17 protein-coding genes and 1 tRNA gene are annotated in these 14797 nt (G+C 62.0%); 9 read left to right on the top strand and 9 right to left on the bottom strand.

All coding sequences use genetic code 11. The features are described 5' to 3' along the window. Positions 1–363 precede the first annotated feature (363 nt). From CWS72_RS20190 to CWS72_RS20180, 3 genes are all read left to right on the top strand, one after another. A complete protein-coding gene (locus tag CWS72_RS20190) occupies positions 364–1344 on the top strand; it encodes a TRAP transporter substrate-binding protein (protein ID WP_158240742.1) in 981 nt (326 codons plus the stop codon). Between the two features lie 129 nt (positions 1345–1473). Next, the gene (locus CWS72_RS20185) at positions 1474–2757 is read left to right on the top strand and encodes a TRAP transporter large permease (RefSeq protein ID WP_101252442.1); all 1284 of its coding nucleotides are present in this window, start codon (positions 1474–1476) and stop codon (positions 2755–2757) included. Between the two features lie 23 nt (positions 2758–2780). Next, complete coding sequence (locus CWS72_RS20180) at positions 2781–3302, top strand: TRAP transporter small permease (protein ID WP_158240741.1); 522 nt, start codon at positions 2781–2783, stop codon at positions 3300–3302. 9 nt (positions 3303–3311) lie between these two features. Here the strand turns inward: CWS72_RS20180 and CWS72_RS20175 are convergent, their stop codons facing one another. Together CWS72_RS20175 and CWS72_RS20170 are read right to left on the bottom strand one after the other, a co-directional pair. After that, positions 3312–3491 carry a hypothetical protein gene (locus tag CWS72_RS20175; protein WP_101252440.1) on the bottom strand — a complete coding sequence of 60 codons (180 nt, stop codon included), beginning with the start codon at positions 3489–3491 and terminating at the stop codon, positions 3312–3314. A 15-nt stretch (positions 3492–3506) separates the two neighbouring features. After that, complete coding sequence (locus CWS72_RS20170) at positions 3507–5378, bottom strand: ATP-binding protein (protein WP_158240740.1); 1872 nt, start codon at positions 5376–5378, stop codon at positions 3507–3509. 261 nt (positions 5379–5639) lie between these two features. Here CWS72_RS20170 and CWS72_RS27915 point away from each other — a divergent pair, with 261 nt between their 5' ends. The 3 genes from CWS72_RS27915 (at position 5640) to CWS72_RS20160 (ending at position 6395) form a co-directional block, all read left to right on the top strand. Next, a complete protein-coding gene (locus CWS72_RS27915) occupies positions 5640–5789 on the top strand; it encodes a hypothetical protein (protein WP_158240739.1) in 150 nt (49 codons plus the stop codon). Then, entirely contained in the window at positions 5767–5955 is a 189-nt protein-coding gene (locus CWS72_RS27510) for a hypothetical protein (protein WP_146002825.1), read from the top strand. The genes CWS72_RS27915 and CWS72_RS27510 overlap by 23 nt, the downstream gene beginning before the upstream one ends. Before the next feature lie 74 nt (positions 5956–6029). Further along, the gene (locus CWS72_RS20160; protein WP_146002824.1) at positions 6030–6395 is read left to right on the top strand and encodes a hypothetical protein; all 366 of its coding nucleotides are present in this window, start codon (positions 6030–6032) and stop codon (positions 6393–6395) included. A gap of 138 nt (positions 6396–6533) precedes the next feature. On the opposite strand, the gene CWS72_RS20155 is transcribed toward CWS72_RS20160, so the two are convergent. The 5 genes from CWS72_RS20155 to CWS72_RS20135 all read right to left on the bottom strand — a co-directional run bounded on the left by CWS72_RS20155 (position 6534) and on the right by CWS72_RS20135 (position 11449). Beyond that, the gene (locus tag CWS72_RS20155) at positions 6534–8318 is read right to left on the bottom strand and encodes an FAD-dependent oxidoreductase (RefSeq protein WP_146002823.1); all 1785 of its coding nucleotides are present in this window, start codon (positions 8316–8318) and stop codon (positions 6534–6536) included. 86 nt (positions 8319–8404) lie between these two features. After that, complete coding sequence (locus tag CWS72_RS20150) at positions 8405–8863, bottom strand: cytochrome c3 family protein (RefSeq protein ID WP_146002822.1); 459 nt, start codon at positions 8861–8863, stop codon at positions 8405–8407. Positions 8864–9347: 484 nt separating this feature from the next. Continuing rightward, entirely contained in the window at positions 9348–10307 is a 960-nt protein-coding gene (locus CWS72_RS20145) for a restriction endonuclease (protein ID WP_101252435.1), read from the bottom strand. A 95-nt stretch (positions 10308–10402) separates the two neighbouring features. Next, a complete protein-coding gene (locus CWS72_RS20140; RefSeq protein WP_101252434.1) occupies positions 10403–11197 on the bottom strand; it encodes an MBL fold metallo-hydrolase in 795 nt (264 codons plus the stop codon). A gap of 166 nt (positions 11198–11363) precedes the next feature. Next, positions 11364–11449 (bottom strand) — tRNA-Leu (locus CWS72_RS20135). 220 nt (positions 11450–11669) lie between these two features. Here CWS72_RS20135 and CWS72_RS20130 point away from each other — a divergent pair. From CWS72_RS20130 to CWS72_RS20120, 3 genes are read left to right on the top strand one after another with little or no spacing between them, the layout of a single operon-like run. Continuing rightward, complete coding sequence (locus CWS72_RS20130; protein WP_101252451.1) at positions 11670–12248, top strand: YqaA family protein; 579 nt, start codon at positions 11670–11672, stop codon at positions 12246–12248. Next, positions 12248–12739: a disulfide bond formation protein B gene (locus CWS72_RS20125; RefSeq protein WP_101252433.1), complete on the top strand. Its 492-nt coding sequence runs from the start codon at positions 12248–12250 to the stop codon at positions 12737–12739. The genes CWS72_RS20130 and CWS72_RS20125 overlap by 1 nt, the downstream gene beginning before the upstream one ends. Continuing rightward, a complete protein-coding gene (locus CWS72_RS20120) occupies positions 12736–13320 on the top strand; it encodes a demethoxyubiquinone hydroxylase family protein (protein ID WP_101252432.1) in 585 nt (194 codons plus the stop codon). Before CWS72_RS20125 ends, CWS72_RS20120 begins: the two co-directional genes overlap by 4 nt. Positions 13321–13333: 13 nt before the next feature. Here CWS72_RS20120 and CWS72_RS20115 read toward each other — a convergent pair whose 3' ends face one another. Beyond that, entirely contained in the window at positions 13334–13897 is a 564-nt protein-coding gene (locus tag CWS72_RS20115) for an HNH endonuclease (RefSeq protein ID WP_101252431.1), read from the bottom strand. A 199-nt stretch (positions 13898–14096) separates the two neighbouring features. Continuing rightward, positions 14097–14777, bottom strand: a complete 681-nt coding sequence (locus tag CWS72_RS20110) for an alpha/beta hydrolase (protein ID WP_101252430.1) — start codon at positions 14775–14777, stop codon at positions 14097–14099. Positions 14778–14797: the final 20 nt, after the last annotated feature.

The raw sequence follows: 14797 nt of genomic DNA, 5'->3' as shown, positions 1-14797 counted from the left end.
CGACCCCGCAACACTCGTTACCAGGCGGGCGCTACCCCTTACCTGGGCCGGACTTCCACCGGCCGGATCGCGCCAGCTTTCCTGACGCACCGCTCAACGCGCCAACGCGACCAAAACACGCTCGGAAAAACAACGCGCGCGCGGTCACCCGCTTGCCCTGTTTGCCGCCTCAACTGATATGTCAGAAATACCAATAGTGTGATATATATGGTTGAGACGGAGGTCTCCGGAATGAGATCCTCCATGTCGTCCTCTTGCGGGAGATTTTGAACAGAGTCACAGTATTTCCGACGAATCGGGGCGCCGGTCGTCGATAATAATGGTGTCGGAAACCGCCGCCTAAAATAAATAATGAGGTTTGGGATGAGGAAACTCGCAGTTCTGGCCATGATGATGGTCTTCGGTGGTGCCGGCACCGTCGGAGCCGTCGATTTGAAGCTTGGGCATTTCGCCCCCGACGGACATCCTTGCGATGTCGCGGCCAAGCAATTCAAACAGAATGTCGAAAAGCGCACCAACGGCGCGGTGAAGATCGAGCTGTTCGGCAACAACGCGCTGGGCTCTCCACCGGAGGTTCTGGAGCAGGTTCTGATCGGCGCCGTCGACATGAGCCTGTCCGGACAGGATCAGCTCGCCAAGCATCTGCCGTTCTACGACGTGATTTCGACCCCCTTCGCCTTCAAGAATTACCAGGCCGCGGACAAGGTCATCGATGGCGAATTCAAGGAATGGGCGGCGCCCGACTTGCTCAAGAAGAATCTGGTGCATCTGTCGGATTGGGAATGGGGATTCCGCCAGCTCACCAACTCCAAGCAGCCGGTCATGGTGCCGGCCGACATGAAGGGCATGAAGATCCGCACGCCTCCGGCCTTCGCCTATCAGGCCTTCGTCGAGGCGGCTGGCGGCAACGCGGCCACCATCGCCTTCTCCGAGCTGGTGATGGCGATGAAGCAGGGCGTGGTCGACGGGCAGGAAAACCCCATCGGCACCATCTATTCGCTGAAGCTTTACGAAACCCAGAAATACATGACCATCGTCAACTACACCTATTCCTCGATGGTCCATGTGGTGAACAAGCGCAGCTGGGAAAAGCTGACGCCCGAGCAGCAGGCCATCGTCCGCGAGGAATCCCGCTCGTCGGCGCTGCTCGCCCGCAAGCTTCTGCGCGATGCCGAGGCCGAACAGTTGAAGGATCTCGAAACCACCAAGGGAATGGTGGTGGCCCATCCCGACCTGAAGCCCTGGAAGGACGCGATGGGACCGGCCTGGGATAAGGTGAAGGCGCGCGTCGGCGCCGACAACTTCGCCCGGTTCATGACCATCGCCGACAAGGCCAACCAATAAGAGGGCGACGCCGTCCGGGATTTCCGCCCGGACGGCGCCCTTCGGCTCATCGGCCGCCGCCTTCGGGGGGAGGGCGGGCCGGCCCGTTTCGCGGTCCTCCGCACCATCGTTCGGGAGGAAGGGGATTCCATGCTGACTTTGGCCATTTTCGGCATATTGCTGGTTATGCTGGCACTGGATGTGCCGATCGCCGTCGCCATCGGCCTTACCGCCGTCGTCTTCTTCGTCGGCCAGGGACGGGCCGAATTTCTGGCCATGCTGCCTCAGCGCATGTATTTCGGCACCACCGGCTTCACCCTGCTGGCCATTCCGTTCTTCATTCTGGCCGGCAATCTGATGAATACCGGCGGGACCACCCAGCGCATCTTCCGTTTCGCCCGGGCGCTGGTCGGCCATGTCGCCGGCGGTGTCGGCCAGGTTGCCGTGGTCTCCTCGATGATCTTCTCCGGCATGTCGGGATCGGCGGTGGCCGACGCCGCCGGCCTCGGCCAGATCCAGCACAAGGCCATGCTCGACGCCGGCTACAAGGCGACCATCTCGGCGGCCATCGTGGCCTCGGCCTCGACCATCGGGCCGGTCATCCCACCATCGATTCCCTTCGTCCTCTACGGTGCCATCACCAATGTTTCGGTGGCCCGGTTGTTCCTGGCCGGCGCCGTCCCCGGCGTGGTCATGGGCATCGCCATGATGATCGCCATCGGCCTGATGGCCAAGCCGCGCGGCCTGCCGAAGGACGAGCGCTCATCCTTGCGCGAAGTGCTGGTCAGTTTCCGCGAGGCCTTCTGGGCGCTGATGACGCCGGTTTTCATCATCGGGGGCATCACCACCGGCTATTTCACCCCCACCGAGGCTTCGGTGATCGCCTCGCTCTATGCCGGGTTTCTGGGCTTCTGGTATCACGACTTGAAGGTCTCGGACCTGCCGCCGGTTCTGTTCACCTCGCTCAAGCAGACCTGCGGGCTGATGTTCATCATCGCCACCGCCAATTTCTTCGGCTGGTTCACCATTTTCCAGCGTATCCCGGACGAGTTGATCATGCAGCTTACCGCGATGGGCTCGACCCAGGGCGACTTCCTGTGGATCGTCATCGGCGTGGTGCTGGTGCTGGGCTGCTTCCTGGACGGCAATGCCATCTTCCTGATCACCCTGCCGATCTTCATGAAGATCTGCCCCCTGTTTAATGTCGACATGGTCAATTTCGGCGTGGTGATGACGCTCCTGATCATGATCGGCAATCTGACACCCCCGGTCGGCATGTGCCTGTTCGCCGTGGAAAGCTTCGCCAAGGTGGGAATATGGAAACTGGCCGGCGAATGCTGCCCATATCTGGTGGCCATTCTGCTGGTGACCATTCTCTGCGCCTTCGTGCCGGAGATCGCCCTGTGGCTGCCGTCCCACATGATGGCCAATTGAGCGGACGGAAGCGGAGCCAAGACATGAAAAATTCCCTGCTGCAAATCCTCGCCCGCGTCGACCGCGTTCTGCTGTCCCTGCTGGAAGTCGTCTGCATCACGCTGTTCGCGGCGATCACGGTGATCCTGACCCTCAATATCGTCGTCCGCTTCATCCCCTTCATGTCGATGCATTGGTTCGACGAGATCCTGGAAATGCTTTACGGCGCGCTGATCTTCTACGGCGCGGCGGCGGTGTGGGTGGGCCGTGGTCATTTCAGCGTCGGCGATTGGCTGTCGCGCTGGCTGCCGCTGCGCGTCCGCTTCGCCTACCGGTTCCTGGTGGAACTGGCCTCGCTGGTTTTTATCGCCATCTTCTTCAAATATTCCCTCGACCTGACGGCGCAGACCACCGAGGCGACCACCGCCTTCGCCATGTCGAAGGCCTGGCTTTACGCCTGCATGCCGATCTCAGGGGGGATCATGCTGATCTATTCGATCAAGAACATGTATCTGGAAATGGTCGCCATCCTGCATCCGGAGGCGGCGAAGGACCTGGGACTGTGAGGTGGGTATTTACAGCACGATCCGCTTGATGCCGGACGCCTTCAGATCATTGACGATCGCCCGGGCGAGAGCCTTCGGGTCCTTCAGTCCGGCAGGGGCCATCCGCTCGATCGTCGCGGCGACGATCTCCTCGATCTCCGTTCCCGAGGCTTCGAGGGGGGCAAAGGGAATGAGGCCGTCGATGCACATCTTCAAAATCCTTCTTCAAGACCGTCCTGACGCCGAGGCCGTCGCCCGGGCGAGTGCGGCCAGCAGTGTCTTGGGCGAGACGGGTTTCGTCAAATAGTCGTTCATGCCGGCGGACAGGCATAGTTCCGCGTCGCCCTTGATGGCGTTGGCGGTCAGGGCGATGATCGGCGTGCGGCTTTTCTGGCCGGACAGAGCGCGGATGCGCCGGGTGGCTTCCAGCCCATCGAGCACCGGCATCTGCATATCCATCAATACCACGTCGAAGTCCCCGGATTCCACGGCGGCCACCGCCTCGGCGCCGTTGTCGACCACGCTGACGTCGTGCTGGCGGTTCAGCATGGCGCTGGCGACCATCTGATTGACCACATTGTCCTCGGCCAGCAGGACGCGCAGCCGGCGCGTCGGCGCCGATGGCTCCTCCGCCGGCGTCTCGGCCGTCACTGCCGGTGCCGTGCCGCCGGCGGCGGGGCGCACCGGAACACGGAACCAGAAGATGCTGCCGCGGCCATCCTCGCTGTCGAAGCCGATTTCGCCTTCCATGGCCGAGACGATGCGTTTGGAAATGGCAAGGCCCAGACCGGTGCCGCCGAACCTCCTCGCCATCGAGGAATCTCCTTGGGAGAACCATGTGAAGATGTTGGCCTTCGACGTCTCCGCGATGCCGATGCCGGTATCCTCGACAGTGATGTGAAGGCAAGGTCTCCCGGCGTCGTCACGATCCATGCGCGCCGTCAGCGTGACGGATCCCCGGGGGGTGAATTTCAGCGCATTTCCCGCCAGATTGATCAGAACCTGACGCAGCCGGCCGGCGTCGCCCAGGAAGGTTCCCGCCACCTGCGGATCGACCCGGGTCTCGAAGACGACCTCCTTGCCGCGCCGGGGCTCCAGAATATCGACGACCCCCTGGATCAGCGGGGCGACCTCGAAGGCGATATCCTCAAGCTGCAGATTGCCGGCTTCCATCTTCGAAAAGTCGAGAATGTCGTTGAGAACGGTCAGCAGCGATTCGGCGGAGGTGCGGATGGTGTCGGCGTAATGGCGCTGGTCGGCGGAGAGCTGGGTGTCGATCAGGAATCCGGTCATGCCGATGATGCCGTTCATCGGCGTGCGGATTTCATGGCTCATCGTCGAAAGGAATTCGGACTTGGCGCGATTGGCCGCCTCGGCCTGATCCCGGGCCCGTTCCAGGGCGGCGGCATAGTCGCCTTCCCGGCGCGCCATCGCCTCGGCGCGTTCCTTGGCCAGCGCCAGGCTGGCCTCCCGCCGCAACGCCAGATCGAGGATCCGATGGAAACGCCTGGTGGTGGCCAGCATGGCGGCGGAAAAGGCGATGGACATGACCCCCATGCCCAGCACCCATTTGTCCAACGGCAGATAGAAGCTGCTACAGATGAAAGGCAGGGCCAAAGGCAGGAAATAGGCATTGTAGGCCAGCTTTTCGGCCGACAGCAGGGGGACGGCGCCGGCGGCCATGCCGGCCATGACCAGCGCGGTGAAGAAAATGCCGGCGTCGGTGGAATGAGCCAGCATCAAAGCGCCGCCGCCCCCCCAGACGAGACCGGCAAGCAGGCAGCTCGCGATGAAAAGGGCGAGCCAGCGATGATCGGCGTGCCTGTCCCGATGACGCAGGAACCGACGATTCAGATCGAGCCGGCCGAGGGCGGTGAGCATCGCCACCAGCCACCAGCCGGCGATCAGCCGGGGATTTTCGGGGTAATGCAGAAAGGCCAGCAGGGTTCCATTGCCGATCGAGACCATCTGGCTGGCGATGACGTTCGAGAACAGCAGGTCGAGTTTTTTGGCGACGATGGTGTGGTCATAGGGACCGACTTCCGCGTCGGGTTCCAACTCAGTCGGTAAGGGTGAAACTGTGGGGTCGCTCGGCATGAATATTCGTCGGAGACCTTCCTTGGTCGCTGCCGTCCGGGTCTTTTTTCGGAATGATCGCCCGGATGTGAAGAAGGCTGTCCCCGCAGGAACCATTCCTGGTTGTGACGTTCCCGATTATGCTGGGTGATCCCCACCTGTCAATCCCGAGATTTTTCCCCATGGATGATGGCGAAAATGCCCTCTGATCGCCATCCGTTCGCCCCGTGGGCATGGTGGGATGCTTCCCTGTCCGGCCAATCCGGCAAGGGAGATATTCTCATGGTCCACGGAAGAAATCTGCGCGTCCTTCTGGCGGTGCTGCTGTTCGGCGTGGGGATGTCGCTGTCCTCCTGCATCGTCTACGAACGTGATTATGGCCCGCCCCGGCATGGTCCCGGATACGAGCATGACCATGACCGTTGGCGATGACGGATGGGGAGGATTTGCCTTCCTTGAAGAGGTCTCGCGCACTGGTTGCCGTTCCGGTGATCAACTTTCTATCGTCGGGACAAAAGTCGCGCATCTGACGCCGATGAGATGTTCGCAACGTATGAAATGGGTTTCTCCATGCGCTGAAAAATTTCCAAAACCATGAATATTGCTTTTGACGAATCATTTGATGGGGAGGGATTGTTTATGCGGATATTCAGTTGATAAGAGGTCTAAACCATGAGTATTACTGGTATTCCGCAAGCCCCGCAGCGGCCAGTGGATCCCTCCATTTCCGGATCCAATCAACAGGCATCTTCCTCCTCGACGTCGCAGACGACCACCAGCGCGACCTCCACGACCACATCGAGCGATTCGTCGTCCTCCTCCACCACCTCGGCCTTCGCCTCGAACGATGCCGATACGGTGACCCTGTCGAACCTGGGTGGTTTCGGTGGACCGAACGCGATGGGTGGTTTTGGCGGCGCCAATGCGCTTGGCGGCATGCAAGGCGGCCCCGGCGGGGCCCCGGGCGGACAGGCTCCCACGGGAGACAAGTCGGGAAGCCAGCTTCCCCAGCTACCCTCGGGCGGCGTTTCCGCCTAAAGGTTGCTACACTCTAATCGGTACCCGACCGGAGACGATCGAAGCTCGGATCGCCTCCGATCGGGGGCCTTCTATAACCGTCTCGATATCAGTCCGGACATTTGTCGACCGATCCGGACCGATGACGAGGTTTCCAGATCATCCGGCCAACGGTTCCTTGGCCGCCCAGTTTCCGGCGATGTAGCCCTGGCAGAAGGCGCGCGCCAGGCCGTGCTGACCGAACCCGCCGGCCGATTCGCCGCCGCAATAAAGTCCGGGAATGACCTGGCCTTCCATGTCGACGACCTGGCATTTCGCGTTGATCCGCACCCCGGTCCGCGTGTCGTGCAGGCAGGGCGTCGCCCAGGCCGCGTAGAAGGGCCCGGTGGCGATCTTGTACAAAGGCTTGGGTTTTCCGAAGTCTTCGTCGACCCCTGAATCGACGAACGAGTTATAGCGGGCGACCGTCGCTTCCAGATTTTCCGGAGGCATTGGGACGCGCTGGTACTTCATCTCGATCTTCTTCGCCAGTTCGCCGATGCTGTCGGCCTGGAAGAAAAAGCCGTTGTCCATATCGACGTTCGGCGGAGTGGGTATCCATCTTTCCCGTTTCACCGCCTCGGCGTCGAAGATGGCCCAGATCGGGCCGCCACCGTTATGACCGTCGCCGATTCCGGCCATGGCCGCGTTGAGCCAGTTCGCGGGACTGTATTTGATGTTCTTGGCGTTGAGATAGCTGCCGGGCGTGTAGGGATCGATGGATTTGTAGCCGTTGCCGCGGAATTGCGGGCCGGTTTCGTCATAGAACCGCTGTCCCAGCATATTGACCGTGATGGCGTCCTGCCAATTGACGATCCTCAGGCCCGCCGCGCGGGCGAGATGGAAGACCTCGCTTCCGGGCAGCCACTGGAGCGTGCGATAGCCGTATTGGCATCCCAGTTGTTCGGGCTTGGTGATGGTCCAGCCGAACTCGCCGACCTCATTGGCCAATCCCCACAGGGCGGCGCCGACGGACATGGCGGCCAGTTCGCCGCTGGCATCCTGGTTGGACCAGGGCATGCCGCCCAGGCCGCAATATTCCTCCGTCAGACGGGGGTCGATCATGCGGCGGAAATTGACGTTGCCGGTCGAACCGCCCGTGCCCAGGAAAACCGCCTTGCGCGCGCGGATGTTCAGGGTTTTGCCCTTGTGCTCGACGGCAATGCCGACCACCCGGCCGTCTCGCCGATGGAGCGCCGTCATCCGGTGTTCCAGCAGGATCGGGACGCCGGCCTTCTGGGCCGCGACTTCGAGCGAGCGCATGAGGCCGTTGCCGCCGTAGGCTTCGAAGGCGGTCGTCTGCAGGGCCTTATCGGCGGGCTTGCCGCTTTGCACCAGCGGCCAGTGCCGGATCGCCGCATGATTCATCCGCGGGACCGAATTGCCGACGCCGCCGCCGCCGATGGTGTCCGGCTTCATCTCGACCCAGACGACGCCGTGGGAGGTCAGCCAGTCGAAGGTCGCGACATTGTTGTCGGCGAAGGCGCGGATGATTTCGCGGTCGTTGTAGCGATAATCGGCGGCTCCGTTGGTCTCGGTCACCGACCAGTCCGTCAGGTCCTGGAAGATCAGATCCGGCGTGTCCTCGATGCCGTATTTCTTTTGCATGGCCGTTCCGCCGCCCAGCGGCACGTTGCCGGCGCTCAGGATGGCGTGGCCGCCGATGTGGCTTTCTGCTTCCACCAGGATCACCGACGACCCCGCCTCCCGGGCGATGATCGCGGTTGGAAACCCGGAGGCGCCCGCACCGACGACGACCACATCCGTCTCGTGATCCCATTTGACCGACTGCGCGCTCTTGGCCAGCGCCTCTTCCGAGGCGGCGATGCCGGCAGCCAAGGCGGCCCCCGTCACCGTGGCGCCCCTCAGCAGGTCGCGCCGCGAAATTTTTGACTTCGATGTCATCTTGATCTCTTCCAATCGATGTTTCCGAACAGTCCTCGCACCCGCTTCCGGGGGGGCCTGCTCGACTTTTGGGGTGTTCCGTCGGCTCAAGGCGTCTTCATGTCGAAGTTGTGGCAGGTGTTGCAGGCGACCACCGATTCCTTGTGAACGTGATGACAGCTTTCACAGGGAACGTCGCCCAGACGTCCGTGATGGGCGTAGTGGGGGTTGGGCTGCGGCCCCTTGGTCGAGACGACGTCCTGATGGCAACTGACGCAGGTCGCCGTCGCGGGCGCCTCGGCCGGCGGTTTTTCGGCATGGCAGGCCGCGCATTTGACGTGGTGGGCGACGTGCTTGTCGATCAGAAAGCCATGCCCGCCGCCCGGAACCGCCGGCTGGGCCGGCTGAGCGTCCGCCGACGGGGCCGTCTGGGCCAGGACGGTGTTTGCCATCGTCGCGATGCCGAAAATGACCAGAATTGCCAGGATGGACGAGAACGCCGCCCGTCCGCAGGCGTGCCACAAGGCCTGCCGCGCGGTGCGCTCCCTTTTTGTATGACTGCACATAAGCAAATCCCTTCGCTCGCTTCCGGGTCGGGACCGACTGCTGCGACGAGGACGGGGCAGCTGATCGGGAATCGGACGAGAAGCGGCTATTCCAATGATTGAGGCCGGCCGAAGGCCGATGTCGGCGGCGAAGAGTGGAGGCCGCCTTCCGTCCCGCCCCGATGCGGGATCGAGCAAAGCCGGATGGTCACACCCACAAGAATCATCCGAGAGGAGTCCCTAAACGCCGCAAGGCCGGGCCGGCCTTTTCCAAAGACCATGTGCCATGGAGGATGGAAGACGCGATGCGCTTCCTCATGACGACATATATAGGAATTTCATCGCATACCCCCATAATGTCAATAAAGAAATTATGGATTTATCGGCCTGCCGAAATGCGGCTGATTCCTGGGCTGCGCGGCGATTCAAGCTTTGCGGGTTCCCGCGCGGGCCGGGGTTCAGCCGGGGTTGTAGCGGGTAGGCCGCCGGCCCGCTTCAAGGCCCGTCATGGGGCGTCAAAAGCCGGAGGCGTCATATGCCATCGCACGAGATCGTCCATTCCCACCAATGCGACCTTGTCGGAGGCCTTGGCGGAGCGCGTCGCCTCGGCGGTGAAAGCCGACGTCGTGACGAAGTAACCACGTAAGGCCTGGTTTTCCTCGATGACGCCTTTGAATTGTTGAATGGCGGGTCGCCCGATCAGATTGGCGGGGGCATTGCGTTTGCATTGAACGACCAGCAGCCCGTCCTCATGTCGTGCAAAGCCGTCGACGCCCATATCGTTCGATTTCTTGGTCACCCAGGCCACCATGCCCGTGGCCGAGAAGAATCCCATGACATGGCGTTCGAAATCGAAGGGATCCATGGCCAACAACGTTAATCGCAACGCTTCCTCTTCGGCGGGCATTTCGAAGGTTTCCGCCTTATGAGGTTCGCTCCGCATCGCTTTTCTCATTGCCGCGGTGGTCCGCCGAAGGATCTCGTCATGGGCGATCAGTTCCAGGATTCCGCCGATGTCTCCACCCCCATCCCGGTTTCCGGAAAAGCTCTCAAGAACGGCGGTGATTCCCGCCGTCCCGACGAAAATGAGCAGGAGGGCGGGAAGCCCGATGGCGCCGCCAAGGGCCGCGATTCCCACACCCTGGCCACCGACGAACGGTGCGGCCAGAAGCGTCAGGGGCACGGCGACCTTCACGGCGAGCGGCAGATCCGAATTTTTGTAGTTCTGGACGCTTTCGCTGACGCTGCTGAACGCGATTTGAGCGGCTTTCCGGCCATTAAGTTGGGCGTAAAGCTCGGTGAACTTCGCTTTTGCCGGTTTGTCGGTTCCGACGATGTCTCTTGCCCGGGTCAGCCAGGCCAGCACATCCGCCCGGTCCTCCTCTTTTGAAATCCCCCGGATGGCCTTGATGAAAAGGCCGACCAGCCAAAGCCTGAGACGTTCGGTCGCGAAGTTCGTTATCATTTTGAATCTGCACGATGAAGGACGGATGTTCCTCCTTCATGTCTTAACGCACCCCATGCCGATGCGCAAAAAATACGATCGCAGCGGAGGCCCGGTCAATCGAGCGCTTCCGGGGGATGCGGCACGATGCTTCGGAATGCCGGATCGTGACCGAAAACGATGCGTGCGCCTCCCCGTTCCAAGGCTTCCAGCCGGTCGAGGGAAGCAAGCATCGCTTCGCGATCGTCCGCATATCGCGGCAGCCTTCGTTCGCGCAGGGTTCGGCAGAAATAGCAGGCATCGGCAGCAAGCACCAAATCGCCGCTGGCGAGGCGCAAGCGCAACGATTGATGCCCCGGCGTGTGGCCATGCGTCGGCAGGCAGGTGACCGAGCCGTCGCCGAACACGTCGTATTCTCCGTCGATCAGGCGAACCTTATGGCCGATTTTTGCGAGTCGCTGGCTCGGTTGTGAAGCGCGAGTCCGGTTCGCAGGCCGAGCGATGATCCGCACACCGACATAGTCCAAGCCGCCGCCTTGGACCGTTCCCAAGACCCATTGGATGTCATCGCTCCACACATCAAAAGGAATCAGTTCGGGCGCATCGGCACTGCAGCGCGGCATTCGATACCCCAGCCCAACCAATCGCCCGCGTCTCAGATCTTCAATCAAGCTGGCTTGCAACAGCTTCAGAATTTCGTAGCTCCGGGTATTGATGCTTTTTCTCGGATTGTATCGGTCTCTTGGGGCTTCCCAGCGATGGGCCTCGTTCCAAAAATCGGGAAGGACCTTGATACTCGCTTCCGCTTTTGACGCGGCGAATTTCTCAAGCGCCTCAAAAAGCGTTCGGCCATGGAAATGCAAATCACGAAGGCCGTCATCCGAATCGGTGGTCACGCGCGATGAAATCATTTCCCCCTCCCATTGCCCGCAATGGTAGCGGAAGACCGAAAGCCTGCAAGGCCGGAGGTGTCTGTTTTTCCCATGGATTACGCAGCCGCTTGCTTCCCCCGTGCTTCCCCGGAAAAATCCGGATTGCGCTCGGAGGGCACGGCCATCGCTAACCCATTGAGATAATTGGTGCCCCAGGTCGGACTCGAACCAACACGCCGTTGCCGGCAACAGATTTTGAGTCTGCCGCGTCTACCATTCCGCCACTGGGGCACCGGGTGGTAGGACGGCAGACTATAGACGAGGTTTTTTTTCGGTCAATAGTCTGCACGCAATTGTCCGTTCCCTCCGCATTCGGCCATTGCGCTTGGCGGGGCGGGGCGCTACATCAGGAGCCGGGCGGCGTGGGTGCCAGTGCCCGGTGCGGACCTTCACCCCGCCGGGGGAATGGACGCGCCCCGACGAGCATGACCGGTTGCCGGAGAAACGTCCCTTGCTGAAGCGCGTTTATGACTGGATGATGGGGCTGGCCAGCCATCGTTACGCCCTGTGGTGGCTGATGGCCGTTTCCTTCATCGAAAGCTCGGTCTTTCCCATTCCCCCCGACATCATGCTGATCCCCATGGTGCTGGCGGCGCGCGGCAAGGCCTGGCGCTATGCCGCCCTGGCGACGGTGGCTTCGGTGGCGGGCGGCTGGCTGGGATACGGGATCGGCTTCTTTCTGTTCGATGCGATCGGCCGGCCGATCATCGCGCTTTATCATCTTGAATCCGGGTTCGCCACCTTCCAGTCCTGGTTCGCCGAGAACGGCGGCTGGGTGATCCTGGCCAAGGGCTGGACGCCCATTCCCTTCAAGCTGATCACCATCACCGCCGGCTTCAGCCACCTCGATCCGCTGGTTTTCACCGTCGCCTCGATCGTCTCGCGCGCCATGCGCTTTTTTCTGGTGGCGGGTTTGCTCTATTATTTCGGCGAACCGATCCGTGATTTCATCGAACGTCGGCTGACCCTGGTCACCACCGCCTTCGTGGTGGCGCTGGTCGGCGGCTTTCTCGTCATACGGTATATCTGATGATGACTTTTCCCGTCCGGCTTTTCCCCTCCCTGCTGCTGCTGGCCTGCGTGGGCGCCATGGGAACGGCGCTGATCACGCAATACGGCTTCGGCCTGGAACCCTGCATCCTCTGCTTCTATCAGCGTATCCCCTATGTCGTGGCCGGCGTTCTGGCGGTGATCGCCCTGTCGTCGAAGGTGCCGGTGCGCGGCAAGATCGTGCTGATCGCGCTCTGCGCCCTGGCCTTCGCCATCGATTCCGGGATCGCCTTCTACCATGTCGGCGTCGAACACCATTGGTGGGAATCGGCCTGCGTCGGCGGCGTCAATCCCGAGGCCAACAGCGCCGAGGCCTTGAAGGCCCTGCTGGCCGGCCCGCCGCCGGTCCCCTGCGATCGCATCCCCTGGTCGGTGTTCGGCATCTCGATGGCCGGATACAACGCGTTGTTCACCTGCGGCCTGGCGGTGTTCTCCGTCTGGGCGGCGCGCACCCTGAAGAGGCAAGCATGAGCGAATCGCAAGAGACGCCCGCCGGCGGACGGGCCGACGGCGAAGGCTTCATGCCCGGCGATCCGGCACCGCGCCGGATGATCGAGAAGATCCTCAGGGTCGATCACGCCGGCGAGTTCGGCGCCGTGCGTATCTATCAGGGACAGCGCGCGGTGCTGGGCCGCAGCGCCTCCTGCGGCGATGCGTTGCGGCGGATGGAGGAGGAGGAGCGCCGCCATCTGCAGACCTTCGAGACGCTGGTCAGTCAGCGGCGCGTGCGGCCGACCCTGTTGCAGCCGTTATGGCATGTCATGGGATTCGCCCTGGGGGCCGGTACGGCGCTGATGGGCGAAAAGGCCGCCATGGCCTGCACGGTCGCCGTCGAGGAGGTCATCGAGGGCCACTACGCCGGGCAGCTCGAACAATTGGGCGAGGACGAGACGGATTTGAAGCAGACCGTCGCGGAATTCCGGGAAGACGAGTTGCATCACCGCGACGTGGGTCTTGCCGGCGGGGCCGAACAGACCCCGGCCTATCCGGTGCTCAGCGCCGCCATCCGTTCCGGCACGCGACTGGCCATCTGGCTGTCCGAACGGATCTGATCCGCCGCCGGGATCAGACCGGATCCAGCTCGGTATCCCAATAGAGAAAATCCCGCCAGCTTTCGTGCAGATAGTTGGGCGGGAAGGCGCGGCCATGGTCCTGAAGCTGGAAATTGGTCGGCGCGACCGGCCGGACCAGGGGGAACATCTTGGCTTCGCGGGGCAGGCGGCTTCCCTTTACCAGATTGCAGGGCGAGCAGGCGGTAACCACGTTCTCCCAGGTCGTATGCCCACCTTTCGATCGCGGGATCACGTGATCGAAGGTCAGGTCATGGGTCGGCAGCGATTGTCCGCAATATTGACAGGTGAAGCGGTCCCGCAGGAAAACGTTGAAGCGCGTGAAGGCGGGGCGGCGTTTGGAGGGAATGTATTCTTTGAGCGAGATAACGCTGGGCAGCGCGATGACGGAGGAGGGTGACCGGATAAAGCGATTGTAGACGGAGACCACATTGACCCGGTCGGAAACCACCGCCTTCACTGCTTCCTGCCAAGGCCACAGGGACAGCGGGTAATAGCTCAAAGGGCGGAAGTCCGCATTCAAGACGAGTGCCGGACAACTTTCAAGTGCCAGCGACAAGATCCGCTTACCTCAATCAGTAAGAGTCACCATATCTAGGGTATCTACCAGAAACGGTTGCCAAGCAAGCATAACAATTCCGTGAAACCGGCAAACCTCCAGGTCTCTAAGCCCGAGCGGCGCCTGAGCTTGGCCGAAGCCGGAGGCGCAGGCATCATATAAACCCTTAGGCTCTGGAGCGATTGTTTCGTTCCAGAGCCTAAGGCGTCTCCGGGGGAAAGGCGAGGCCGAAGGCCTGGGTGACGAACTGCATCCCGGCCATCAACCCGTCGTCATTGATCGAATGGCCGAGCCCGGGGCAGGACAGGGTGTCGACCGGGATACCCACCACCGACAGGGTCTTCTCGGCCAGCGCCAGAAAATCGTGGGGAACCACCTCGTCCTCCTCGCCATGCACCAGCAGGATCGGTGGCCGGGCCGTCGCCTCGGCCGGCAACCGTTCGGGCGCCGCCAGCAGGCCGGAATAGCCCACCACGGCGGCGCAAGGGGTGTGACGGCGCAACGCCACATGGAGCGCCATCATCGTACCCTGCGAAAAGCCGACCAGGGCCAGATCCCCATCGGTCAGGCCGTGGGCGGCCAACTGCTCGTCCAGATAGCGATCGAGGGACGGCGCGGCACTCGCCACTCCCTCGGAGATGGCTTGCGAATCGAGGTTTTGCAAGCTGAACCACTGTCGCCCGACGGGGGCCATGTCGAAAGGCAGGGGGGCATGCGGGGCGAGAAAGGCCGCATCGGGCAGCCATCGGGCGAAATAGGGGGCGAGGGCGATCAGATCGTCGCCGTCGGAACCGACTCCATGCAGGAAGACGACCAACTGCCTGGCCGGATTTCCCGACGCCGTCGGGACGGATGGTCCGCTCAAGGGATGCAACGTCATCGGAATCCTCGCCGCAAGCC

The organism is Telmatospirillum siberiense, from assembly GCF_002845745.1.
In the GTDB taxonomy this organism is placed as follows: Bacteria; Pseudomonadota; Alphaproteobacteria; order Rhodospirillales; family Magnetospirillaceae; genus Telmatospirillum; species Telmatospirillum siberiense.
This window is presented reverse-complemented; position numbering and strand designations above follow the sequence as displayed.